This window comes from Micromonospora sp. C95 (assembly GCF_018070465.1).
Lineage (GTDB): Bacteria > Actinomycetota > Actinomycetes > Mycobacteriales > Micromonosporaceae > Micromonospora.
In genome coordinates this window covers 23,838-40,670 of record NZ_JAGPXT010000038.1, presented here as the reverse complement: position 1 = coordinate 40,670, position 16,833 = coordinate 23,838, and the positions used below count along the sequence as shown (strand labels likewise).

General features: G+C 68.9%; 14 protein-coding genes. 8 read left to right on the top strand and 6 right to left on the bottom strand.

Annotated elements, in window-relative coordinates; genetic code table 11:
* Nucleotides 1-109 precede the first annotated feature (109 nt).
* Nucleotides 110-1,285, bottom strand: coding sequence for an ROK family transcriptional regulator (locus KBX00_RS26975; protein WP_210830868.1), 1,176 nt, complete (start codon nucleotides 1,283-1,285; stop codon nucleotides 110-112).
* 166 nt (nucleotides 1,286-1,451) lie between these two features.
* On the opposite strand from KBX00_RS26975, the gene KBX00_RS26970 reads away from it, so the two are divergent.
* Nucleotides 1,452-2,915 carry a glycoside hydrolase family 3 protein gene (locus KBX00_RS26970; RefSeq protein ID WP_210830867.1) on the top strand — a complete coding sequence of 488 codons (1,464 nt, stop codon included), beginning with the start codon at nucleotides 1,452-1,454 and terminating at the stop codon, nucleotides 2,913-2,915.
* 196 nt (nucleotides 2,916-3,111) lie between these two features.
* On the opposite strand, the gene KBX00_RS26965 is transcribed toward KBX00_RS26970, so the two are convergent.
* Nucleotides 3,112-3,771 carry a GNAT family N-acetyltransferase gene (locus KBX00_RS26965; RefSeq protein ID WP_210830874.1) on the bottom strand — a complete coding sequence of 220 codons (660 nt, stop codon included), beginning with the start codon at nucleotides 3,769-3,771 and terminating at the stop codon, nucleotides 3,112-3,114.
* Nucleotides 3,772-3,926: 155 nt separating this feature from the next.
* On the opposite strand from KBX00_RS26965, the gene KBX00_RS26960 reads away from it, so the two are divergent.
* From KBX00_RS26960 to KBX00_RS26945, 4 genes are all read left to right on the top strand, one after another.
* Complete coding sequence (locus tag KBX00_RS26960; protein WP_210830866.1) at nucleotides 3,927-4,115, top strand: hypothetical protein; 189 nt, start codon at nucleotides 3,927-3,929, stop codon at nucleotides 4,113-4,115.
* 62 nt (nucleotides 4,116-4,177) lie between these two features.
* Nucleotides 4,178-4,432: a type II toxin-antitoxin system VapB family antitoxin gene (locus KBX00_RS26955; protein ID WP_210830865.1), complete on the top strand. Its 255-nt coding sequence runs from the start codon at nucleotides 4,178-4,180 to the stop codon at nucleotides 4,430-4,432.
* On the top strand, nucleotides 4,432-4,851 hold the full coding sequence (locus tag KBX00_RS26950; protein ID WP_210830864.1) for a PIN domain nuclease: 420 nt from the start codon (nucleotides 4,432-4,434) through the stop codon (nucleotides 4,849-4,851). The genes KBX00_RS26955 and KBX00_RS26950 overlap by 1 nt, the downstream gene beginning before the upstream one ends.
* 86 nt (nucleotides 4,852-4,937) lie before the next feature.
* Nucleotides 4,938-5,456: a hypothetical protein gene (locus KBX00_RS26945; protein ID WP_210830863.1), complete on the top strand. Its 519-nt coding sequence runs from the start codon at nucleotides 4,938-4,940 to the stop codon at nucleotides 5,454-5,456.
* Nucleotides 5,457-5,460: 4 nt separating this feature from the next.
* Here the strand turns inward: KBX00_RS26945 and KBX00_RS26940 are convergent, their stop codons facing one another.
* Complete coding sequence (locus KBX00_RS26940; protein ID WP_210830862.1) at nucleotides 5,461-6,174, bottom strand: Clp protease N-terminal domain-containing protein; 714 nt, start codon at nucleotides 6,172-6,174, stop codon at nucleotides 5,461-5,463.
* 184 nt (nucleotides 6,175-6,358) lie between these two features.
* On the opposite strand from KBX00_RS26940, the gene KBX00_RS26935 reads away from it, so the two are divergent.
* The 3 genes from KBX00_RS26935 (at nucleotide 6,359) to KBX00_RS26925 (ending at nucleotide 9,561) form a co-directional block, all read left to right on the top strand.
* On the top strand, nucleotides 6,359-7,606 hold the full coding sequence (locus KBX00_RS26935) for a glycoside hydrolase family 16 protein (RefSeq protein WP_210830861.1): 1,248 nt from the start codon (nucleotides 6,359-6,361) through the stop codon (nucleotides 7,604-7,606).
* Between the two features lie 129 nt (nucleotides 7,607-7,735).
* Entirely contained in the window at nucleotides 7,736-8,476 is a 741-nt protein-coding gene (locus KBX00_RS26930; protein ID WP_210830860.1) for a hypothetical protein, read from the top strand.
* A 257-nt stretch (nucleotides 8,477-8,733) separates the two neighbouring features.
* Nucleotides 8,734-9,561: a DUF72 domain-containing protein gene (locus tag KBX00_RS26925; RefSeq protein WP_210830873.1), complete on the top strand. Its 828-nt coding sequence runs from the start codon at nucleotides 8,734-8,736 to the stop codon at nucleotides 9,559-9,561.
* Nucleotides 9,562-9,563: 2 nt separating this feature from the next.
* Here KBX00_RS26925 and KBX00_RS26920 read toward each other — a convergent pair whose 3' ends face one another.
* From KBX00_RS26920 to KBX00_RS26910, 3 genes are all read right to left on the bottom strand, one after another.
* Complete coding sequence (locus KBX00_RS26920; protein WP_210830859.1) at nucleotides 9,564-11,138, bottom strand: AAA family ATPase; 1,575 nt, start codon at nucleotides 11,136-11,138, stop codon at nucleotides 9,564-9,566.
* Nucleotides 11,135-15,523: a tetratricopeptide repeat protein gene (locus KBX00_RS26915; RefSeq protein ID WP_210830858.1), complete on the bottom strand. Its 4,389-nt coding sequence runs from the start codon at nucleotides 15,521-15,523 to the stop codon at nucleotides 11,135-11,137. The genes KBX00_RS26920 and KBX00_RS26915 overlap by 4 nt, the downstream gene beginning before the upstream one ends.
* Nucleotides 15,524-15,800: 277 nt before the next feature.
* Nucleotides 15,801-16,811 (bottom strand): alpha/beta hydrolase, encoded by a 1,011-nt coding sequence (locus KBX00_RS26910; protein ID WP_307869090.1) that lies wholly within the window; start codon nucleotides 16,809-16,811, stop codon nucleotides 15,801-15,803.
* Between the last annotated feature and the right edge of the window lie 22 nt (nucleotides 16,812-16,833).

Genomic DNA, 16,833 nt, shown 5'->3' with positions numbered 1-16,833 from the left:
CCCACCCACCCCGGCGATCTTGCACTTTTGGTCGCCGTAATGTCAGTTCCGACGGCATTTGTGGAGGCGAAAAGTGCAAGATCGCGGCGAACCGGGGTGGGGGGTGGAGTCAGGGGATTGTGGAGCCGAAGACCTCGTCGCGGACGGCGTCCAGGGCTGTGCGCAGGGCGCCGTGCAGGATCGGCTCCTCGGTCAGGCCGGTGGGTACCACCCGGGGGCGTACCAGGGTGATCGCGGCGACCTCGTGTTGCACCCGTTCGGCCAGGGCCGCCCCGCCGGCCTGCCCCACCTCCCCGGCGAGCACCACGAGCGGCGGGTCCAGCACCACGCAGGTGCTCGCCACGCCGAGGGCGAGCCGGCGGGCCACCTCGTCGAGCATCGGTCCACCCGAGGTGCCGTCCGCGATCGCGGCCCGGACCGCCTCGGCGGCGGCCGCATCCGGGTAGCCGCGTTCCCGGGCCAGGGTGCGGATCGCGTCGGCGCCGGCCAACTGCTGGAAGGCCGGTTTCGCCCGGCGTGACACGTCGCGCGGGATGGGAGCGCCGGGCACCGGCAGGTAGCCGATCTCACCGGCGGCGCCGCTGCTGCCGTGGTGCAACCGCCCGCCCAGCATGATCGCCAGACCGACGCCGGCACCGACCCAGACCAGGACGAAGTCCGCCAGGCCCTGGGCCGCACCGGACTGCGCCTCGGCCACCGCGGCCAGGTTGACGTCGTTCTCGAAGACCACCGGGGTGTCCAGGTCGTCGCGGAGCGCGGCAAGCAGACCCCGATGCCAGCGGGGCAGGTTGTACGCGAAGGTGATGTCGCCGCTGCCCGGGTCGACCAGGCCGGGGGTGCCGAGCACGATCCGGCGTACGCTCGCCAGCTGCGCCCCGGCGCTGCTGGCCACCCGGACGACCGCGTTGTGCACCACGCCGACCGGGTCGTCGGTGTCCCGGGTGGACTGCTCGACGCGGCCGATGACCGCACCGGTGATGTCGGCGCAGGCGGCTACCACCCGCTCCGGGCCCACGTCGACACCGACCACGTGGGCGCTGCCGGGCCGCACGGCGTAGAGCTGGGCGTTCGGCCCCCGGCCGCCGGCCTGCTCGCCGACGCGGGTGACAAGTCCGCGCTCCTCCAGCCGCTCCACCAGTTGCGACGCGGTGACCTTGGACAGGCCGGTCAGCTCGCCGATCCGGGCCCGGGTCAGTGGCCCCTGCTCCAGCAGCAGTTCCAGCGCCGCGCGGTCGTTGAGGGCTCGCAACAGACGTGGGGTGCCGGGCAGCCGGGTCGCGCTCATGCCATGTGTCCTCAAGTTTTAGTAAACTTTGCTAACTGTATGGCCTGTGCGGCCGTAGAACCGACAGGCGAACGGGTAAGCCGTAGCGTATCGGCCACGTGGGAGCGCGACCCTCCGCCGACCCGGTACGAGATCCGCGCCGGCCGGCATCGAGAGGAGAGAACACGTGGGGCTCGATCCAGGACTGCGCCGGCTGGCGCTGGGCACCCTGCTGGCCGCGTACCCGGGGTCGGTCCCGCCCGGGTGGGCCGTCGACCTGGTCGCCGACGGGCTCGCCGGACACACCCTGTTCGGCGGCAACGTCACCGAACCGGCGCAGGTGTCGGCCAGCACGGCGGCGCTGCGCGGCGGTCGGCCCGACGTACTGATCGCCATCGACGAGGAGGGCGGCGACGTCACCCGACTGGCCCACGCCACCGGCAGCCCGTACCCGGGCAACGCCGCGCTCGGCGCGGTCGGCGACGTGGCGCTGACCCGCCAGGTCTACCAGGCCATCGGCGCCGAGCTGGCCAGCCTGGGTATCACCCTCGACCTGGCCCCTACGGTCGACGTCAACACCGCCGACGACAACCCGATCATCGGCACCCGGTCCTTCGGCGCCGACCCGGAGCAGGTCGCCGCACACGCAGCCGCCGCGACCGCCGGGCTGCAGGCCGCCGGGGTGGCGGCCTGCGCCAAGCACTTCCCCGGCCACGGGGCGACGGTGGCGGACTCCCACCACGAGCTGCCCACCGTGGACGTCGCGGCCGAGCTGCTGCGTCGGCGGGACCTGCCGCCGTTCGCCGCGGTCATCGCCGCCGGAACGAAGGCGGTGATGACCGCACACATCCGGGTGCCCGCGCTGACCGGTGACGGGCCCGCCACGTTCAGCCGGACCGTGCTGGTCGACCTGCTGCGCCACGAGTACGGCTTCGACGGCGTCATCGTCACCGATGCGCTGGAGATGAAGGGCGCGGCCCTGGCTGCCGGCGGCATCGCCCCCGGTGCGGTACGCGCTCTGGCCGCCGGTGCCGATCTGCTCTGCATCGGCGCCAAGGTCGACGCCGACCTGGTCGAGCGGGTCGTCGCCGAGATCGTGGCCGCGCTCGGCGACGGCCGGTTGGACCGGGCCGGCGTCGAACAGGCGGCCGGCCGCGTCGCGGACCTCGCCGCGTGGACCCGGACCGCCGACCGCACCACCGCCACCCCCGACGACCTCGGGTACGCGGCCGCCCGCCGAGCGGTACGGGTGGAGGGCGCGCCGACCGGGCTGGACCGGTCGCTCGTGGTGCAGTTGCACGGCAACTCCACGATCGCCGAGGGCCGGGTGCCGTGGGGCCTCGGACCACACCTGGACGGCACCGAGCAGATCCGGGTGGTGGCCGCCGAGACGGACCCGGCCGACCTGCGCCGACGCGCCGCCGACCGCCCGATCGTCCTGGTCGCCCGCAACCTGCACCGGCTGCCCGGCGGACCGGAGCTGGTCAACGCGTTGGCCGCCGCGCATCCGGTGGCCGTGGTGGAGATGGGCTGGCCGGCGACCTGGCGACCCGAGCGCGTACGCGCCTTCGTCACCACGTACGGCGCGAGCCACGCCAACGGCCGCGCCGCCGCCGAGGCACTCGGCCTGACACCCACCCTGCGTCACTGACCGCGTCGCACCGAAGGAAATGCTTCTTCCCAGGTCAAGTCCATAATTGGACAGCAACGAGACACTGGCGGCGGCTTGCCGAGAGGGTTCCGGATACGTAGCGTGATCGGCACTGGAGCCGCACCCGGACCTGGGGGGAGGCTGCGGACCGTGGATCCGGCCCGGGATCCACGGTCCGCGCCCTGCCGGTCGGTGTTCAGCTCGGGTAGACCCCGTAGGACCGCCAGCCGCGGTCGGGAAACCCGGCGGCCTCCGCCACCCGCGCCGAGGCGCCGTTGCGCCGGTCGTGCAGATAGGTCGGCACGGCACCGTCGTCGAGCACCCGGCGAGCCGCCTGGGCCACCAACCTCCGGGCCAGACCTCGTCCACGCGCCGCCGGGACGGTGCCCACCGCCAACTCGTGTCCGTGCCGGTCATGCCGCTTGATCCCGACGCCGGCCAGGTAGCGGCCCCGGTCGTCGCGCACGATGAGCACCGACCGGTCGAACAGCCGCAGCCAGGAGGGCAGGCCGGCGGCGGTCGGCGACACCCACTCACCGACATCCGGCAGATCCGCCGGCGCCACGCTCCACCGGAAGACGTCGTCGTGCACGGACCAGCGCGGATACCCGACTGCGGCCGGCAGTGCATTCAGCAGCCCGTCCGGGCGCCGCGCCAGCTCACGTACGGCCGCGACCCGGTCGGGGGCCACGGAGAGCACGCCGCCGGCCCTGGCCTGGACCGCGATGGCGGGGCGCGGGCGGCCGTCCCAGGCGGGTCGGGTCCGCCGCCCGGACCCGACCACGTGCAGGCCCGGGCCGGCCGGCCACTGTCCCAGCCAGGTCGCCAGGTGCAGGTGGAGCCGCCGGTCGAGCATCAACACCTCCCGGTCCGTCACCGTCGACGCCGCTCACGGTACGACGATCCGGTGAGTTCGGGGGGTAGGTGGGTGCGATCCGGGGAACCTGAACGATCGATCGACCGTCACATCCATTTCCATACATGGACAACTTTCTTTGGAACGGTGTAGGCATGCCGAAACACCCGCAGGACCGTGATCAGCAGGACCCGGAGCGCGCCTGGCAGCACCGCGGGACGACCCGCCAACTCCCGGCCCAGACCCCCCACCGGGGGCACCGCACCCGTCCCGGCGCCCTCTCCTGGCGCGAGCTGAACAGCCTGCCGGCCAACCCCGTACGGCACCACCTGAACCCGCACTGACACACCAACCGTTTGGCAATCTTGGTGCCTTGAAACGTTCCTATCTGGTGTACGATTTGGCCATGACACGCATCACCGTGGACGTGAACGACGAGTGGCTTGACGCAGCCCGCGAGGTGCTCGGCACCGACACCAAGGTGGCGACCATCAACGCCGCCCTGCACGCCTTTGCCCTGCGTCGTCAGGCACGGGAGATCGTCTCCGCGTTCGATCAGGTGGAGATGGACTTCACCGACTCCGAAGAGGCGTGGCGTTACGGCGGCGGCCGGGATCTCGGTCGACTCGTCGAGGATGCGCGCGACTCCGAGGCCGCGTAATGGCTGGTGCGATCTATCTCGCCGACACGTCGGTGTTCGTGCTTCAGGGGCGATATCCGGCGGTCCGACGCCGCTTCGAGACGTTGCTGGCCGAGGGACGCTTGGCGACCTGCCACATGGCCGCTCTCGAGTTCCTCAACAATGCTCCTCATCCGAAGGGGTACGAGATCCTGTGGCAAGCCTTGCGCGGCCACCGGTGGATGGACGTGACGACCGAGGCGATGGATCGTGCTCTCGCCGTGCACCGCCTGCTCGCCGCGGACAGCCAGCATCGCAACTTCCGACTGCCCGACCTGGTGATCGCGGCGACCGCAGAAGTGCACGGAGCGACCGTGCTGCACTACGACGCCGACTACGACCGGATCGCCGCGATCACCGGTCAGCCGACCGAGTGGGTGGCACGCCGAGGAAGCCTGTAGAGCGGCGTGCCAGCGCGCGCTTTCGCACACCTGTCGGGTAACGTCTGCTGGTCCTTCGACGGGTCACGACGGGAGCTGGCACATCCATGGGCAAGAAGACGATCCACGTCTCCGACTTCAGCGGCACGGTGCTCGGCGCCGACGACGAGGCCGTCCGTGTCGTCGTCCTCGAGCACCCTGACCTGGTGGCCGGGCCCGTGCAACTGGACGCCACCCCGGCGGAGGTGGAGAGCATCGACGACGCGGCGCTGGACGTGGCGGTGGTCGAGATCCACGACCGGCACGGCCAGGGCGAGCCGCGTCGGGTGGTGCTGACCGCGAGCGAGTTCGACGCGATGGCCACCGACGTGCCGATGGCGCAGTTGCTCAGGACCGCCGAACGGGTACGTCCGCCGAAGGCCCGGCGCAGCGTCGAGAAGATCGATTACGGCACCATCGAGCACGCGGGTCGGCCGCACCGGGGGCGGGTCACCGAAGAGGAGGCCCGGCTGGTGCGCGAGCGACTCGACGAGGTCAACAAGCGCCTCGCCGACGCCGGGCTACGCCAGATCGATCCGGTCGACCCGGAGCACGCCGCCCGGTACGGCTTCCCCGTCGAGCCCTGACCGCCTATTCGAACGCCCGAATCTTGGCCAGGGCCGCCACGATGTTCGCCTCGGTGGCGGCCTTGTCCACGCCGAGGCCGGTGAGCACACCCTCACCGTTCTCCTGCTCCAGCAGGGCCAGCAGGACGTGCTCGGTGCCGATGTAGTTGTGCCCGAGCCGCAGCGCCTCGCGGAAGGTCAACTCCAGGGCCTTCTTACCGGCGGCGTCGTACGGGATCAGGTCCGGAACCTCCTCCGACGACGGCGGCAGCGCCGCCGTGGCGGCCTCACGCACGGCCTCGATCGACACGCCCCCGGCGGCGAGCACCTTTGCGGCCAGCGCCTCCGGTTCGGCCAGCAGGCCGAGCACCAGGTGAACCGGGCTGATCTCGGCGTTGCCGGCGGCCTTCGCCTCGTTCTGCGAGGCCATCACCACGTTGCGGGCGCGCGGGGTGAACCGCTGGAAGCCCTCCTGAGGGTCCATCGCCGCGCCCACGAAGCGCTTCTGGGCGGCCTGCTTGCTCACCCCCATGCTGCGGCCGATCTCGGTCCAGGATGCGCCGGAACGCCGGGCCTGGTCCACGAAGTGGCCGATCAGATGGTCGGCGACCTCACCGATGTGGTCGGCCACCATCACCGCGTCGGTGAGCTGGTCGAGCGCGTCGGGGTGGGCCTGCTTGATTGCCTGGATCAGATCGTCGAGTCGGACCGGGTTGCTCATCTGCACGGGTTCAGTCATGCGTCAACCTTAGGTTGACGGACCGTTGCCGTCAACCACCGGTTGACGAGGGACCTTCCGGTCGATGATCGCTGTTAACAACCTTGACTAATTCTCTCGAAATAGACAGACTCGGATCTGGAGAGCGCTCTCCAACCCGCCTCGCCTAGCGTATCCGCCCCTCCACCCCCGAGGAGATTCCATCGTGTACGCCATCTCCCGCAGCCTCCGGCGGGCAGCCGCCGCCCTGGGTGCGGCCCTCGTCACCAGCGCGCTCCTGCTACCCGTGCAGTCCGCACCGGCCGCCGCCGCGATCGGCGGCATCACCTGGCAGGACGAGTTCAACTCGCCGGCCGGCACCCCGGTCGACCAGTCCAAGTGGCGCTTCGACATCGGCGGCCACGGCTGGGGCAACAACGAACGGCAGTACTACACCAACAGCACCAGCAACGCGGTGCACGACGGCCAGGGCAACCTGGTCATCACCGCCCGCCGGGAGAACCCGGCCAACTACCAGTGCCACTACGGCCGGTGCGAGTACACCTCCGCCCGGCTGCTGACCGCGGCCACGTTCAGCCAGGCGTACGGGCGGTTCGAGGCGCGCATCAAGATCCCGCGAGGTCAGGGAATCTGGCCGGCGTTCTGGATGCTCGGCAGCGACTTCGGCAATGTCGGCTGGCCGGCCTCCGGCGAGATCGACATCATGGAGAACGTCGGGCGGGAACCGAACACCGTGCACGGCACCATCCACGGACCGGGCTACTCCGGCGGCGGCGGGATCACCGGCAGTCGCACCATCGGGCAGCCGCTGGCCGACACCTTCCACACCTACCGGGTGGACTGGGAACCGAACATCATCCGCTGGTACCTCGACGGATCGGAGTTCTTCCGGGTGGACCCGAGCCGGCTCGGCGGTAACCGCTGGGTCTTCGACCACCCGTTCTTCATGATCCTCAACGTGGCGGTCGGTGGTAACTGGCCCGGCTATCCCGACGGCAGCACCCAGTTCCCGCAGCAGATGCTCGTCGACTACGTCCGCGTCCACGGCTACGTGCCGGACGGCAACACCGGCACCACCCGGATCCGGGGGCAGCAGAGCGGCCGGTGCATCGACATCCCCAACGCCAACCCGGTCGACGGGGCGCCGCTACAGATCTGGAACTGCAACACCACCGCCGCGCAGGCGTGGACCTTCGCCGCCGACGGCACCATCCGCGCGATGGGCAAGTGCATGGACCCGGCCTGGGCCGGCACCGCCAACGGCACCGAGGTCAACCTCGTCACCTGCAACGGCAACCCGGCGCAACGCTTCACCCTCAACGCCGCCGGCGACCTGGTCAACCTCAACGCGAACCGCTGCGTCGACGTACGCGACAACAACCCGAACAACGGCGGCCGGCTGCAACTGTGGGACTGCGCCGGCACCCCCAACCAGAAGTGGTCCCGAGCCTGAGGCGACCGCCCGCGACGGACCGGTGGGCTCACCGCCACGCCCGGCGCTGAGCCCACCGAGCGTGGCGTGCGTAAGAGTCGGTGACAGGCGGGTAGTAACCCGTGCGGTCATCGATGTACGGGAGGCGACGTGGAGAACACTCAGGCGGCCGGCGGACGACGGATGTGGTGGTGGATCGGTGCGGCCGTACTGGTCGTGGTGGTGGTGGTCGCCACCTGGACGTGGGTGACGGTCCGGGGTGACGGCCGCAACGGTCACGTCGTCACCGGTGCCGTCGGCGATCTGCGGGAGGCCACCTTCGTCCTGCTCGACGGTGCCGACGTGGTCCAGGTGCGCACCGCCGACCTCGGCGACGACGCCTACCGGGTGTCGACGCCCCGCGATGCCAACGTCCGTCCCGCCGTCTCCCTCACCGATGGAAGCCTGCTGACCAGCCTGCGCGGCACCGACCGGGACGGCCCGGCGGTCGTGGAGGTGGTGCTGGCCGAGTCGGTCCGCTGGCACGTCCGGCTCAACGGTGGGGCCAAGGAACAGCACCTCGACCTGCGCGGCGCCCAGCTCGGTGACGTCGAGTTCACCGCCGGCGCGAACCGGATCGAGCTGACGCTGCCCGCACCGGAGGGGACGCAGCGCACCCTGCTCGGCGGCGGCGCGAGCCAGATCGTCGTCCGCCTGGCCGGCGACGCCCCCGTGCAGGTACGCGCCGGTGGCGGTGCCGGTTCGGTCACCGTCGACGGCACCACCCACTCCGGGGTGGCCGGTGGCACCACCTTCACCCCGCCCGAGTGGAACTCCGCGACGGACCGCTACGACATCGACGCGACGGCCGGCGTCTCCGCCATCACCGTCGAACGCACCGCCGCCGGCTAGCGTCCGGTGACTGGCGCCACGCCGCACCTCGGCTTCGTCGCCGACAGCACACCGAATGACACCCCCGAGCACGACCGACCGGGCCGGTGACAGCGAGGGTCGGCGCAGACCAGCCCAGGCCGGTGCGGGGCACCTGTCCGCCGGCCGGCCGCTGACTGGCGGATACGGTACGTCCGGTCGCCGCTGCTCGGCGGAAACGACTGGTGTACCGAGGCTGGAGGGCTGGCGTGGCCATGCGACTGCACGTCGGGTGTGCGATGTGGACCCACCGGTCCTGGCAGGGGCGACTGCTCCCCCATCCCCTGCCGGCGCAGGAGCGGCTACGGCACTACGCCGGCTGGTGCGACGCGGTCGAGGGCAACACCACCTTCTACGCCACGCCGGCCCGCGAGACGGCCGCCTCCTGGGCCGAGCAGACCGGACCCGACTTCCGCTTCGTGCTGAAGTTGCCGAAGGTGGTCACCCACGAACGCCGCCTCGCCGACGTCGACCAGCCGATGCGCGCCTTCCTCGACGCGATCGAGCCCCTCGGCTCCAGGGCGTACGCCCTCTGGGTGCAGTTGCCCGGCTCCTTCCGCCCGGACGACGTGCCCAGCCTTGCCCGGTTCCTGCGCCGCCTGCCCGCCGCCCACCGACCTGCCGTGGAGGTGCGCGATCCGGCGTTCTTCACCGACCCCCACGCGACCCGGCTGCTGGAGGCGGCGCTCGCGGAGACGGACGCCGAGTGGATCCCGTTCGACACCACCGCGTTCTTCACCGACCCGCCGACCAGCGACGCCGAGCGCGACGCCTGGACGAAGAAGCCGAGGATGCCGTCGCGCACGGTCGCGCTCACCGATCGGCCGATCGTCCGTTACCTCGGCCGCGACGACCCGACGCGCACCGTCGAGGGCTGGCGACGCTGGGTGGACGTCGCTGCGGAGTGGCTGCGCGAGGGCCGGTCGCCGACCGTCTTCATCCACACTCCGGACAACGCCGACGCGCCGACCCTGGCCCGCCGCTTCCACGACGAGGTACGCGCCCGGGTACCGGAGCTGGCCCCGCTGCCCGAGCCGATCCCGGTGGAACCCACCACCCTTTTCTGAAATCAACCGGTCCCGACGGACCCGCTGGCCGGGTCGACAGGCTCGGCCGTCCTGTTTTCCAACGCGGTAAGCATGTCGAGGATCTCCATGCAGTACGACTGGAAGAGGTTACGTTCGGTGGGCGTCACCATCAACATCCGGTTATGCGCCATGGGATTCCGCACCTTGGCCAGCAGCTCGAAACGATCGTTCCAGTACCGCTTGTCGTGCCCGAAGACGCTGCCGAACAGATCCCAGCGTGCGGCCACGATGTCGTACAGGTCGCGCGGATAGGTGAAGTCAAGCAACCTCGTCGACGCGCGCTGGCCGAAGGTGTGCTGCTCCCGATCGCGCATCTGGGCGCAGCGGCTGAGCATATCGGCCAGCTTGGGTCGGACCCGGCACAGCTCCGCCGGCCAGTCAGCGCCGAGCGCGCGACTCAACGTGGTTTCCAGCAACTCGCGTAGCCCGCTCTCGACCTCGATCCAGCTCTGCCAGTGGTCGGAGTGCCGGCCCACGAGCATCAGGTACTCGCCGAACTGGCGGGAGAAGGGTTGGAAGGTCTCACCTGCTGCCCGGATCAGCCCTTGGTGCAGCAGCCGCTCGGCATCGTCGGAGGTGACGGTGATCTGTGGACCCAACAGCACTTCCAACAGGGCCTGCAGGCGGCCGTCGGCGCGAAGTAGATCCTCCAGATCCCGGTAGTAGCGGTGGAAGTCGACCCGGCAGGCGGTCACCGCCGCGACCCACTCGGCGTCGGAGACCGGAGCAGACGCTCCCTGCCCGCAGAGCCGCTCCAACGCCATGCTGGCCAGATAGGGATGGCCACCGGTCAGCTCGACAAGCCGCTCGACGAGTGACGTGTCGTCAGCGCCGGCCATGAGGCACGAGGCCCGCCGGGTCAGAGCGGACAACTCCGCCTCGTCGAAGCAGGTCACCTGAACCTGGCGAAAGATGCCGGGAAAAGTGGACTCGACGGGGTCCGCCCGGTTGACGATGTCCCGCAGCTCCCGACGCGAGGTGGTGACCAGGCCGATGCTCCACTCGGGGTTGTACGCCAGTTCGCGAAGCGCCTGGAAGGTGCCCGGAAAGGGCTTGAATACTTCTCGCGCCGCGTCGAACTCATCCAAGATCAGCAGAACTCGCCAACCTCGGCGGCGAAGGATCTTCAGGAAGTCCTGCACGGCGTCCTGCAGCTCGATTCCGTCCTGGGCGACGCGGACCCGATCGTGGCGACGCCCCAGCGGCTCATCGATGTCGGCATCAGGATGGTCTTGCAACTGCGACCAGAGTTCCGCTACGAACTTGCGGAACAGCCGCTCAGCGTTCGGCTGGATCCGCAAGTTGATCCAGACCGGCAGCAGACGTGGTTGCAGCGCCTTCGCATCCGAGCGCATGAACACGTGGTACGCGAGGCTGGACTTGCCGATCCTCGGCGGTCCAACAATGGCGGTGGCTCCGGCACCCGACTCGGGCAGTAGAACCCGCTGACGCAGCACCGTGATCAGATTCAGCCGGCCGACGTGCGCGTCGCCGTGCACGATGTGACCGACCGTGGCGAACGGATTGTCGATGGTCCCGGTGCCGACGACGCTCATGCTTTCCTCGCCCAGAGCCACTCCGCGAAGAGCCCCACCTTGATCCGGTAACGCTCCTCCGACTCGTGGACGATGACGTCGCGGCGCAACATGTCCTCGATCACCCGCCTGCCCTCAGGGATGTCGGCAGCCCGACGCCCGTCGAGATACAGCGCACGGCGGTGCCCCGTGAGGCATGCCTTCAGCACAGCAAGCGCGGTCTCGGCGGAGAGTGCGCTGACATCGGCATCTCCCGGAGTCAGCAGGTTGTCGAACTGCTCCTGGGGCAACGCCTTGTCTCCGTGTACCAATGCGTCGGCCATCCGCTCCACGTCCGCCGGGCCGATCAGGGGCTGTCGCTCGGTGTTCATGCTCTCGATCAGGCGGTTGCAGAACAGCTGGATGTAGTACGGGCTGCGCGCCGTCAGTTCGAGGATGCGTTCCACCGAGTCGCCCTTGTAGCGGCTCTCTCCGTCTGCCATGAGCACCGGCTCGACGATGAGCGCCTCCGCCTCGTCCGGGTCGAGGTATGACAACCGCTCCTGCCGCGCCACCTGGAACTCGTTGGGATATGCCGCGAGGAATGTAGGCATCAGGTCATTTCCCACCACCACACTGCTGAACAGCTTGCTTTCCAGCATGGCCTTCCACGACTTCATGAAGCCTCGCGGCAGATCGCTCCGCTCGATCGCGGCGTACAGCATCGTGAACTCGTCGAGCAACAGCACCAGTCGCCAGTCCTGGAACGGGTCGGTGCGGCGCATCTCACGGCGCATCCGGTTCATGTACTCATCGAAGTGGATCTGCGGGGCACCGCTGGTAGTGAACTCGCTGACCCTTGGTTCCGGCACGTTCAGCGCAGGGAAACCCTCCTCGTGGAGCTCCTCGAATCGGGTGTGAAACGCCCGCGCGATTTTGTACAGCAAAGCCGAATGATCAAGCTGCGTCGACAGATCCAGTAGACTGAACTTGGCCGCGAGCAACGGCGGTTCCAACCTTCTCTGTAGGTGGTAGAGGACGCTGGACTTGCCGGCACGCTTCTGGCCGTAGAAGACCACACACTTGGCCTCGCTGCGCTTCAGCGACTCGACCAGGCTGTCCAGAAGCGGCCGCCGGCCATAGAACATCTGCTCGTTCTCGACAGGTGCGCCTTCCGAGTAAGGATTCGGGGCCGGCTCGAAGTCCGACAACTCGTACAAGCGGAGGGAGAGCGACTCCGGATCGGTCGTCACATGCGCTCCGGAACGAACCACGAACTCCAGCGTGTACCTCAGGGTGAGTACCTTGTCCGCCATGGCGCGTGGCGTGACCACCAGGGTGAGTGCACAGCTTTCACCCTGTCCGTCGCGTAGGGTGTGCGCCACGGGTATCGGCTCCCGTACGGGTTGGTAGTCGTCCGGGTTGTCCAGTACCCGCAACATGACGTCGGACGCCGGGCTGCGCCGTGCCGCGTTCGCCACCGCCAGCTGGACCGTGATCGTCAGCGCCGCGTTGGGCACGTAGCTGGGCAGCACCAGGCTGACGTCGAGGTCGCTCGGCTCCGCCGCGCGCCGAACCTCGGCGAAATGGGCGGCCAGCGCCGACTCCCATCGCTTGAGCAGCGGTACGAGGTACTCAAGGCTCAACGGTGTCGGGTTGGCCTGGATGTCGGTTACCTGCTCACGCAGCTCGGTGCGGTTCATCAGTTCCAGCCGCTCCTGCTCCAGGTAGGACGACTGCTCCAGGTAGTGATGGAGGTTACCGAGGGTGGACGCGGCAGCTTGCAGACGCTCGCGATCCGCCCGGCTCGTCACCATTCGGCTTCGCGCCCGCCCCAGTTCCTCGGCATCCTCCTTGACGGTGCCCAGCGGATCCGGCCGGTTCAGCAGGAGCTGCAATGACTGTCGCTGCCCGTCGAGATCCTGACGGAAGGCTCGTAGCGCCTCCTGCCACGCTCCGGCGTACGACTCGGCATTGGCACAGGGGCGCACCGGCTGGTCCAGGTACTGGCAGATTTCCTCGAACAGGATGCTGCGCAGCTCCTTGTAGTTGAAGGTGCGGTTCACTATCTCCCGGCGCACGGCATCCGAGCGGCTGGAGAGCGTGAGCAGCCCGATCAGGACCGAGCGGCGCAGGGTTCTGACCTCCAACACCGAGGTGAGACACTTCTCGAAGTTCGGCGGGTCGCCCGTGACCGGTCGCTGATGGTGGTACGACAACACGAACTGCCGCACCTTGAGTGCCGCCATGTCGTCCCATGATCGACCGAGAACGATAGACTCTGCGTAGTAGGCCCTGGTCACATCCCCGGCTCGGCGCTCGGCAGCACAGAAGTCCCCCATCGCCGCCGCAAACGCGCGCAGCGACCGCCGAAAACGATCGTCATCGGTAAGACCGATATCACGCAGAATCCGCGCCGCAGAGAGATTGTAGGCGGCCCGATCGCCGGATCGGCGCACGCCGAGCTTGCCGATCAGCGCGTCCAACTCCTGCACGTCCTTCTCGCCGAGCCGCTGGCTCTGGACCTTGGCCGGGGACACCCCTGCGTACTCGCAACTGTCAAGGTGAAGGGCGAGAAGTGGGCTGACCAGCCGGGAGTGGTCGGGATTCCAGTCGCTGTCGGCGAGCAGTTCGTCGAGCCGACTGAACATGCCGGTCCGTTCGACCCTGTCGAGCTCCGCGACGATGTCCTGGAACTCCTTGTTCCTGGGTTCAAGCGTGAGTAGCCGGCTTGCCGCGTGTTTCGCCTGCACCCAGTCACGAGATTGCTGATGCGCGCGGATCAGCCGTTTGAGCAGGCCAACTTGGACATGACGGGGCTGCGACAGCGAGAGTGCCCTTTGCAGCACCTCGGCGCTCTCCGCCCACCGTCCCAGGTCGCCGAGAATCGTGCTCAGGATGTTGTGGTGTTGAAGGCTCTCTCGTACCAGATGCGCCGGATCGCGGAGCAGGTCCAACGCCTCCGTACTCCGCTTTCGCCGATGGAGCAGCCAGGCCAGGCTGCGCACCGAACGCTCGGTGTTGTCACCCGCCTCGATCGCGCGCCGGTACAGTTCTTCAGCCCGAGGCAGGTTCTTCTGTTCGGTCTCCGCCTTTTGTGCCTGCGCGTACAGCGAGTCGCGCCGGGTCGACGGCATGCGCGCAGGCCCGGTCCCGGCGCTACGGGACGCCGTCGCACGACTGTTGCCGATCTGCCGCCTGGCGTCCTCGGCGATCTGGGCAAGATCCCGATTGTCGGGGCTGCCGTCCAAGCCCTTTCTGGCGATCTCCAAGGCGTCTTCGAAACGCCCCTGATGGAACTTGCGTTCCGCGGCCTGCACGTACAGCAGAGGGGTGTTGGCGGAGGAGTTCGGGGCACGGCCATCCCCAGCTTGCTGCGTCGGAATCGCTGGTTTCCCGGTGCCGTTGCTCCCAATGTCCACCTCCCTCGGCACCCGGATCGGTATGACTGGTCGGTCCCCACTCGGCGGGGCGACAGACCGCCGCGATCGTGAGGCGGACTGCGCCCTCGGTGGCCCAAGATGGTTGAGCACCTGCGCGAGGTCGTTGTCGGTCGGCTCAGCGCTGCTCAGCAGCGCCTCCAACGTCGCCGCCCGGTCGGGTCGTAGGCGGTGCAGGAGGTAGAGACCGGCTCGAACTGCCGTGCGCACAGCACTCGGGGAGCGGGTCATCGCCGCCAACGGCTCGACCGCCAAACTCGAGTCGCCGAGCCGAACCACGATGTCCAGATAGGTGCGCAACGCGACGTCTCGGGAATCCTCCACCGGATCCTCGCTCAGGCTGCCGGCCAACACCTCAGCCGCCCGATCCGGTCGGTCCGTGTTCAGATACAACACCGCCAGGTCCCAAGCGTACTGACCGCCCAGGTAAGCCGCCTCGATGAGCCAGCGTTCGGCTTGGGCTACGGAGGCTGGCCCATCCTCGCGGTCGCTCAAGAGCAGCAAGGCGGCGAGGTGGTACGCCGGCGGGTACTGCCACTGCTCAGCGAGATGCGTGAGGACGTGGATCGTCCGTGCCACGCGCTGTGGATCACGCATCTTCAGGGTATAGGCATGCTGGTTGGACGCCCGGGCAAGCTCCCGATCGACGGCCTGTGCCTGGGCCGGGTCAAGTACCAGCGTCCTGTCCCGACGGAAGGTCGGGCGGGTCGACGTCGGCGCGGTGGCCTCCGGGGTGAACTCCGCGGTCAGGTCGGCCCACTGCTCGTCCAGACCGGACGCAACCGCGCCGGGCTGTTCTGGCGGACCGACAAGTTCCACCTGCTCGATCGCGCTCGCCAGCAACAACGTCGGCCCGGTCGGCGTGATCAGTACAAGACTGTCCACGTCGACTGCCGCCAGCCTCCCCCGAACCGAGCGTCCTGCCCCCAGATGCACCAACATCTCAGAGTTGATCGCATACCAGCGTTGGACTAGAGCCAAATCCACAGGTGGATTGTACGGCGATTAAGATTCGCTCAGGAATCGTGACGGCTGTCCCTCCCTCGCCCACGCTCTCCAGTGGATCACGATTGGGTCAGTTCCCTTTTCGGATCACCCCGTCATAAAGGGCAACGGCACCCTTACGATCGAGCTGGCTACCGGATGACCGGAACCATCGCAAGGACAAACCGTGCACCGCCTTCCACCGATTTGGGCGGCGAAGTCTGCCGACTTGACAGTCGGTCAATCCACCCATCCCCGGTGAGACGCAGGAGTCCAGTGATCACGGCCTCGCGCCGATAAAGCCGCCGATGTCGGCGGCGATCCGTTCGGGCTGCTCGCCGTTGACGGCGTGCGAGGCGTCCGGGTAGAGCCGGACCGTGCCCCGGGGCAGGGCCTGGCGTGCGGTCTCGGCGGCCGACTGCGGGTCGTGCATCACCGAATCCCCGGCGATGATCGCCAGGACCGGCAGGTCGATTCGTCGAAGTCGTTCCTCGCTGATCCGGGTGGGCTGCGGCAGCCTCAGTTTGTAGTGCTGCATGCCGGCTTCGATCATGTCGGCGACCGGTTCGTCCTCGACCGGGGTGCCACCGGCGGTGTAGGAGTTGAAGCTGTCCCGCCAGGACCTGGGCAGCCAGGGCAGGGCGGCCGGGATGGACCGCACGATGGTGCCGAACGGTATGTCGGCGAAGACGTGGACCGGGTCGATGACGGTCATCGACGCGATGTGGTCCGGTCGGTGCAGGGCCAGGTTGACCGCGGTCCAGCCACCGATCGAGAGACCGACCAGGTGGAACTCGTCCGGCGGGAGCGCCCGGAGGGTCTGGTGCAACCACTCGGCCTGCGCCTCGTCGTTGTCGATCGGGCGGTTCTGCACGCTCATGCCCGGCTCGCCGAGCAGGTCGACGGTGTAGACGTCGCCGAACGGCAGCAGCAGGGGCATGTTGTCGGCCCAGACCGGGGTGGCCGAGGCGCGCCCGGGCAGCAGCAGCAGCGGGATGTCCGCGTCGCCGCCGGTGCCGGCGAAGCGGTAGACGCGGACGATGCCGAAGTCGGTGCGTACGTCGATGGTCTCCGCCGGGTCGGGCAGGGCGGCGAAGGCTTCCGTGTAGGCCCGCAGGAACCGGTCCTGCCCGTCGGCGCCGTCCCAGTGACCGATGGGAGCGGGCGTACGCATGGCGAAGGCGATCACCAGCGCACTGAGCCCGAGCCCGGCCAGGAGCACCTTGACCCGCCGCGACCTGGGACGCAGCCGGTCGGCGACCTTCTTCAACCAGGCATGAACGGCCCCCACCACACCCTCCTAACCGATCGGT